Below are 8,490 nucleotides of genomic sequence, written 5' to 3'. Positions count from 1 at the left end.
AATTGTCTGGTAACTCTTAAACTATTTTGAGGGCTCACTTATTTTATATATACCTAACTAGCAACTTGGGTTAATTAATATATTTATTTCCTTTAAGCGATTTAATAGCAGAAGTAGGAATGAAAGAAACGCTGGCACTAGGATAAAATAAAGAACGATTAGCAGCTTCTAAAGTAGAAGTCCAACTGTTCCTTCCTCCCACGGTAACATAAGCGAATTCCTTATATCCAAAAATACCTTGAGCAAACGCACCAATTGATTGCTGATACGTCTTGAAATCTAACCCCCCTCCATCTTCTGATGTATTTTCATGAACAATGAAGTTGCTATGGTTAAATAAGCCATATACAAGTTGCTGAGTACTCTTCATACCACTTTGCTCATAGCGTCTCTCTTGTGAATTAATACCGGCATCTACTGCTACATTCCAATCTTTACTGATAGATGTATTCCAGTTGGCCACTAGCGTATGGTCCCATATCGTATTTCTACCATTAACCGTACGATATATACCCAACTGATATTGTGAACCACCTGCTACACCCCCTTTATTTTGTGCCAGGTAATTAAAGTCATTATATCCATCAAAACCCACCCTATAACTGATACTTAAGTTTTGAAGGATGTCATACTTAAGCTGCATATTACCATACACCCTCTCTACCTTTTGACCATTTTTTGCGTTTTTAACCGTCCATAGAGGATTTTGAATATCATTGCTTCCTCGATAATATACAGATGACTTATCAAGTGGATTCTCAAAAGGAAGTCCCATTAAATCAACAGCTCTTGGCGTATAAATAAGGTTTCCGAATATCGATGATGTAGAAGGGTTACTGCCAAAACTGGTAGAAGTAGGAGGAGATACAAAATCTGTCATCGCATAATTCATAGTACCACTAAACGTAAACCTGTTAGCGAGTTTTGCAGATCCTCCAATACCAAACGTATTTTTGCGAAGCGTATTACCTGGTGTAAAACCATTATCCTCCATATAAGAGTAATTGGCATTAATCTGGCCTTCTTTACCTCCAGCTGATATGTTTAAGGAACTTGTTTTAATAACTCCTCTGCGGAAAAATCTTTCTAAATTTTTATACGGTTTATATTCATATTCAGCGCCCTGAAGTTGAGGGAAAGCTTGTGTAAGTGCAGCCCTGCTATACGGGTGAAGAACCTTTTGTGGAGGATTAGTGAATTTCGCCCCCCAGTTACTAAAAAAAGCAAGCCCTAAACTTTGATCAAATCCACCTCCATAAGAATCTTGGTATTCGGGTAAATTTGCAACTTCATTGTAATATAGGCTTTGTTGGGCAGTAATTTCCATCCCTTTGTTGATTCGTCTGTTTGAGCTGTTTTTGGTTGTAATTACCACTACACCATTCCTTCCTAATTCACCATATAAAGTTGTAGCACTTAAACCTTTTAATACGTTGATGCTTTCAATATTGTTGGGATCAAGATCGAGAAATCTGCTCGAAGTGGTATTACCTCTGGTAAAGTTTGCTTGTGCATTGGTAGAAGCATCAAATGGAACACCATCTACAATAAATAGAGGTGCCGCACTACCACTAATGGTACTAACACCACGTATGATAATATTCGTACCACTACCCGAAATACCACTTACCCCCATTATGTCTACCCCAGGAGCTTTTCCATTAAGTACACGAACCACATCGCCTTCTGGTCTTAATTCAAGCGATTTTTGATCAATTGTAGCTACCGCATATCCAAGCGCTTTTTTTTCTCTTTTAATACCAAGTGCAGTCACAACTACCTCATTCAGGTTATCCTCCTGTTGAATTTCCATCGTAACTGATAAATTAGTTGTAGACCCCGTAATTGCAAATTCCCGAGTAGCATATCCAATATAACTAAAGACAAGTGTGACCCCAGGTCTTGCCTGAATGTTAAACCTACCCGTAGAATTGGTTACAGTACCCGCACGGGTACCTTTAATTCGAATAGAAACATCTGAAAGGGGTTTTGAATCACGATCCGTTACTATGCCCGTAACAGTAATCGTTTGTGCTATCAATAAATAACAGTGAAGCAACAACCCCAAAACAATCAGTACTTTTTTTCTCATGTGCTTGAGTTTTGGCTGAGTTTAATAATATGTTAAAATTGATGAATGGTTTTTATAATTCCAAATTTTAAGTCCACTTTATTTTTTTTATTTTTTGTATTCATTTTTTTGGTTTGTTCTAGTTATTTTCGTTCTAAAAAATTGATTAACAATTATTTAGAATACACCGATTTTTCTAGGTGATTCATCCGTTACATTTTTTCCGACTTGTTTTAACTTATAAAAACTTACTTAACAGTGCCTACTCTGATCATTTTTTACATAAATGACACTGGTTAAGCTTTCTTACTGCCTAGGTATTTGTTTGTTAAATCAGACAAAACATATTGCAATACCCATCCATTGCTTATGATTTACAATAAAGTACCAGATTCTCTTTGGGGGCCTTTTAACATATGCTTCATTCATAATAGATATCAACTAAAATTCACACAGCAATACACCTTTCATTGGATCAACCATATTTAAACTCTTTAATGCTGATTCCCCAAAAAATGTATAGCCTTAGTATCCTTGCTATAAATAGTTTGGCATTATTTTTCGTTAGTAAAAGTGTAAAATAATGGTATATGAAAAATAAAGCCTTGTTCATACTATTCATCATAGGGGTTATGCTCTTTTCTTGCAAAAAACAAACCTCTATTGAAATATTATCCGGTCCTGTTGGCACTAATGACAACCGCCAGGTAGGAGCTTCCGCCGGTGAATTATTATCTGCCACTAGCTATGTATCATTGGTAGTAGAGTTACAATACAGTCCAGGCATGCAATTACAACCACAAACCCTTATTAATCTTCAAGATTTCTTGGAACAACGCTTACATAAACCCGGCGGTATTGTCATACAGAGTAAGCAAGTAGGCAGTATTGGTAAACAAACAGTTACAACTTCCGATATTGCCGCTTTTACTGACCAAAATCGAAAAGCGTATACAGATGGCAACCGCATTACTGTTTATGTGTATATCGCCGATGCTTCATTCAGTACAACCAATGTGGTAGGCATTGCTTATCGGAATACTGCCGTTTGTTTATTTGGTAAAACGATACAATCCAATAGTGGAGGCATCAACCAGGCAAGCAGGGTAAAAGTAGAGTCGGGCGTGCTGTTGCATGAGATCGGACATATACTGGGCTTGGTCAATAATGGAGCTGCGATGGTAACAGCTCATGAAGATGGCGATAATCGTGCACATTGTACCAATACCAATTGTTTGATGTATTATACCATTGAGACCACCGGATTGATGAATATGCTGAATAACAATATTCCACAGTTAGATGCGAATTGTATCAATGATTTGAGGGCGAGCGGGGGAAAATAATTTTTGAATAGCTCCGTGCTTAAGCCCCTAGCTATTCAAAAAGGTACCTCCTTACAGGTCCGTTATGAGTCCGTTATAAGTCCGTCTTAAGTCCGTATCCGAAGCGTTGTCTATTTAGGGATGGTTCAATACCTATCAACCTATCATTCTATTCCCATCTTATCCAAGGCTAGAGATATCATCATCATGGAGTTAGGTATAAAGGGGTTCAACTTTTGAAAAGTCCAAAGGACTCCTTAGGAGTTCCAAAAGTTTATTTCACACTCATTCTTTTACTATGGACTATGGGCTATGACCCATCAGCCATGAACCCTAAGTCCTCTAAATTCCCTGAACAGGATTGATTGATATGATGAAAAAAACGTAAATTGATGTTCTAACTGCTTAGTGTCCTGAACCCCGGGTGTTTGGTTGGCAGATCTATGTCTGATGCCATAAACAATGGTATGCTGACCAAAACCTGAGTATATGCGTTTTAGTCTTCCGTGTTTTCTTCTTTTTTCCCCCTTGATCACAAAGGCGAATAGTATTTGTATGATCATTCGATCGTTCATAGATGAACATAACTATGCATTGTATTCAACAACATTCAAAACAAGTGGTATGCGTGTTTGTTTGCGTTATGACATTAGCGCAAAAAGTAATCGGGGAAAAATAGAGATGAAACAGAAGCACTCGTTGGAACCACATTCACCATCATACTTCCTGCAAAATAAAATATGGCATTGAGTAAGGATCTAAAAGAGAAAATTATCAGCAGACATATCGAAATGTTTGATGCATTATTACGAGGTGATATTGATGTATTTGCTACCTGGTGGGCTGATGATATCATTATATACGGTACAGCCATCAGTGAAGCGTTTACCAATAAACAGGATGCCATTGATTTTTATAAGTCTACCAGTGATCAGGTTACAGGTTTAGTAAGAATGGAGAACAGAAAAATCAATGTACATGAGCAAAATGGATATGTCATATTAACTGAGAAGTTGGATTTTCATGTAAAGCTTGCTGAAGAGTGGACATTCTATCATCATAGCAGACTTACAGGAGTTTGGTCTGAGATAAATGGAGATTGGTATGTAACACATATACATTGCTCTTTTCCGGATGGTTATGCGGGTGAGGGACAACAGATCAATCCGGAACAACTCAGGTCTGAGAATATCAAGCTGCAGGCAGCTGTAGAAGCAAGAACAGCAGAATTGGCTCAAAAAAACAGAGAGCTTGAAATTGAAATTGCACTGGATAAAATACGTACACGCTCACTCTCTATGCATCAAAGTAATGAGATTCTGGAAGTGGCGTATTTGGTTTCTGAAAAGCTGAAAGAGTTATCATTGGGGATTGATGCGGTGGCGATTATTTTGACCGAAGGAAAGAGATATGAATACTGGATAGCCAATGATGAAGGCTCTTATGCTACCAAGATCATTGAAGAGTTGAATGAATTGAATCCATCAATGCTAGCCAAAGCTTTTATCAAGCATCAGGGAACCCATACAGATTTTACATTTTGTGCTGAGGGAGAAGATAAAAAAATACATTGGGAATATCTGTTCAGTCATACCGGATTTTCAATCGTTCCTCCTGAAAGAAGGCAGTTTATTCTTGATCAGCCCTATTATAATATTTGTGCCAGTTTTCATGATCATATCTCATTAACAGTTGTTCGATACAATAACAAGGAGTATAGTGAATCGGAACGAGCTGTTGTTAAGAAGTTTTGTAAAGTATTTGCACAGGCATATACTCGTTTCATGGACTTGTACACAGCAGAAAAACAGGCAAAAGAAGCGAAGATAGAAGCTGCATTGGAGCGGGTAAGGGCTAAGTCGAACGCTATGCAGCGAACAGATAATTTATTGGAGGTGATAGAAATAGTATCTGCTCAATTGGAGGAATTAGGGATTTCTTTTACACATGTGAATTTTAGAATTACAGAAGGTGAAAATGATTGGGATTTATGGTCACATTTTAAATGGTTGGAAGCACCGGTTAGATGGCAGGTTAAATATTTTGATCATCCTTTATTTAACCGATCTAGAAATAATCCCAATAGAAAAGTACATCAAGAAGTTTTTACGCTCGAAGAAAAGATCTCTTTTGAAGCACATTTAGCCGAATTAGGCTTATTGCCGGCACCAACCAACAAAGAACAAGATCAAGCCATACAAAAGTATCTAGTAGAGAGCACCGGTTTTGCCTGGGCAGTTTATCGTATGGATAAGCTTTCTCTTGCCATCGCCAATAATAAAGGACAAACTTACAATGACGAAGAACAGCTCATACTAAAAAGGTTTGCCGAAGTATTTTATCAGTCCTATACACGCTTTCTGGATTTAAAAAAAGCAGAAGAACAAGCACGAGAAGCGGAAATAAACTTAGCTGTTGAAAAAGTAAAGGCCAAAGCATTGGCAATGCATCACTCTGATGAGATCATGCAAGTAGTGGTTAAACTGAAAGAGGAGGTGATGGGATTACATATTCCCCATGTAATAGCGGCTTCTATTCTTTTGAATGAAGGAGAAAATAAAGTTAGAATTTGGGATCTCAGCGCTACAGAATTGTCAGCTGAAGGAAGCCATGTGCCTTTGGATATCACATTTCAATTAAAAGAGCATGATCCGCATTTGTATGTGAAAAGAGTATGGGAAAATCCAGAAGACTTTTTCATAGAAATACAGGATCAAAAAGGGTTCGAGAGACTGTTGGAATGGGCTTGTGAGCATGGTAAAAAAGAAGTGGCAGAAGAAGTGAAGGCATTTATTGAAGCTTCTCAAATACAAAGGTTATACCATGCTGCAAAAAAGCTTAATCATGGTAAACTGGTGATTGATTTGTTAGATCCTCCAACAGCTGAAATTGAGACCATACTCACCAAGATGGGAGCTGCATTCGATCTCGCTTATACCCGTTTTCTGGATTTGAAAAAAGCTGAGGCACAGACAAGGGAGGCGCAAATTGAAGCTGCTTTAGAGAAAGTACGGTCTGCTTCTTTATCGATGCAGAAAAGTGAAGATTTACCCAATGTGGTAGAAACGATGGAAGAGAAATTATTGGAATTGGGGCTTAAAGTATCCGGAGGAATTTCTATCACCATTTTTGTGGAAGGCACAAAAGATTTTTTGAACTGTCTATTGATGCTAGATCGAAAAGAAAAAGCAGCATTTTATTACCAAAATTATTTTGATACACAGGCTTTTCGTGATTTTTATGATGCCAGAGCCAATGGTGAAGCCTATATCAATAAAGTGTACAATGAAGTGGATTCGCGTGAACATATTGACTCGATATTAGCGCAGGAATCTTTCAAGCAAGTAGATCCCGAGGTCATACAGTGGATGCAAAACAAAAATGTGTATGCTTATGCTGCTGCCCTCATGAAATATACCGGTTTATTTGTGTTCTATTTTGATAGGGAATATTTATCACAGGATTTTGCATCTATTTTACAACGTTTTGCCAATGCATTTGAACAGGCGTATATACGTTTCCTGGATTTAAAAAAAGCAGAAGAACAAGCACAAGAGGCAAAAATTGAAGCAGCATTAGAGCGGGTCAGAAGCAGAACCATGGCGATGCAACGAAGTGAGGAATTATCTGTTGTTGCCCATTTATTGTTTGAAGAATTTAAAGCGTTGTATTCGGATGCTGTTCATATATTATCAAGGGCTTTTGTGATAACAGTGGATGAAGAAGCTGAAAAATTTACATTTTTTATTACCACTGCAGATGGCGAGTACTTGCAAACAGCTTACCCTATGCCATTCAATGAACCAACAAATGGAGTTCCTTTATTCCAGTGTTGGAAGAATCAAAATGATCTATTGATAAACGAGTTGGAAGGAGAGGTCTTCAAATTGTGGTTGAACTATTTGGATAGTATTGAATTTTATGTGAGCCCTGAAGTTCGTCAATTGAATAAACGAGTGAATAATTATGCTCGCTTTGCTAAAGGGTTTATTGGAATTACTTCAGTAGATAAATTAAACGATTTCGGATTAGTGTTGCTGCAAAGGTTTACCAAAGTCTTTGATCAAACCTATACTCGTTTCTTGGACCTGCAAAAAGCAGAAGAACAAGCACGGGAATCAAAAATTGAAGCAGCATTGGAAAAAGTTCGATCAAGAACATTGGCTATGCAGCACAGTGATGAACTTGCAGAAACTGCTGCTGAGGTTTTTCATCAACTCATTAGCTTAGGGATAGAGCCCAGTCGCTTATATATTGGAATCGTAAATGACGTTACAAAAGACATGGAAATGTGGGCTACCGATGAAGACGGTACAGGTGTGGGTAAAAAATTTACTTTTAATGCTGCTGATAATGCTTCTGTAAAAAAACTATATGACGGATGGGTCGCTCAATTGAAATCTGTAACGGTAGATATGCAAGGAGCTGAATTGGAGAATTATATCAGCTATCTGCAAACATTACAAATCCCACTCAGTCATGCGCTCACGCAAAAAAGACGGATACAAAGCGTGGCTTATTTCGATAAAGGATTTATTGGTATGGCCTTACCTGATGGACAATCGGAAGCCAATATTCATTTGCTTGAACGTTTTGCTGCAGTATTCAATCTCACATTTACTCGTTTTAATGATTTAAAAATTGCCGAAGCACATGCATTACAGGCTGAGCAGGATTTAATAGCCATCAAAGAAGCCAAACAAAAAGCGGAAGCAGCATTAATGGAGCTGAAGGCTACACAAAATCAATTGATACAGGCTGAAAAGATGGCTTCATTAGGAGAGCTCACGGCCGGTATTGCCCATGAAATACAAAACCCATTGAATTTTGTCAATAATTTCAGCGAAGTGAGTCAGGAATTGATCGATGAGATGAATGCTGAAATGGCCAATGGTAACTATCAAGATGCAGAACAATTGGCCATTGATGTTAAGGAGAACCTGAATAAGATCCATCACCACGGTAAAAGGGCAGATGCTATTGTAAAGGGGATGTTACAACACAGTAGAACCAGCTCCGGTAAAAAAGAACCAACGGATATCAATGCATTATGTGATGAATATCTCCGCTTGGCTTACCATGGATTAAGAGCGA

Annotated in this window: 3 protein-coding genes; 2 read left to right on the top strand and 1 reads right to left on the bottom strand. The window is 37.9% G+C overall.

The genetic code is table 11. From position 1 onward, the window contains the following. Positions 1–70: 70 nt before the first annotated feature. Positions 71–2,092 (bottom strand): carboxypeptidase-like regulatory domain-containing protein, encoded by a 2,022-nt coding sequence (locus tag ACTIEV_RS15145; protein ID WP_439516788.1) that lies wholly within the window; start codon positions 2,090–2,092, stop codon positions 71–73. A gap of 569 nt (positions 2,093–2,661) precedes the next feature. Here ACTIEV_RS15145 and ACTIEV_RS15140 point away from each other — a divergent pair. Beyond that, a complete protein-coding gene (locus tag ACTIEV_RS15140) occupies positions 2,662–3,417 on the top strand; it encodes a hypothetical protein (protein ID WP_322194957.1) in 756 nt (251 codons plus the stop codon). A 719-nt stretch (positions 3,418–4,136) separates the two neighbouring features. Continuing rightward, on the top strand, positions 4,137–8,490 hold a 4,354-nt coding region (locus ACTIEV_RS15135; RefSeq protein ID WP_439516787.1), incomplete at its 3' end, for a nuclear transport factor 2 family protein.

The sequence above is a fragment of the Sediminibacterium sp. genome (assembly GCF_051861365.1).
Taxonomy (GTDB): domain Bacteria; phylum Bacteroidota; class Bacteroidia; order Chitinophagales; family Chitinophagaceae; genus Sediminibacterium.
The sequence above is the reverse complement of the archived record's forward strand: the minus strand, read 5'-3'. Positions and strand labels throughout refer to the sequence as shown.

Bases quoted from the DNA above. Each gene is read 5' to 3' on its own strand.
- ACTIEV_RS15145 (WP_439516788.1), bottom strand. From the start codon at position 2,092: ATGAGAAAAAAAGTACTGATTGTTTTGGGGTTGTTGCTTCACTGTTAT.
- ACTIEV_RS15140 (WP_322194957.1), top strand. From the start codon at position 2,662: ATGAAAAATAAAGCCTTGTTCATACTATTCATCATAGGGGTTATGCTC.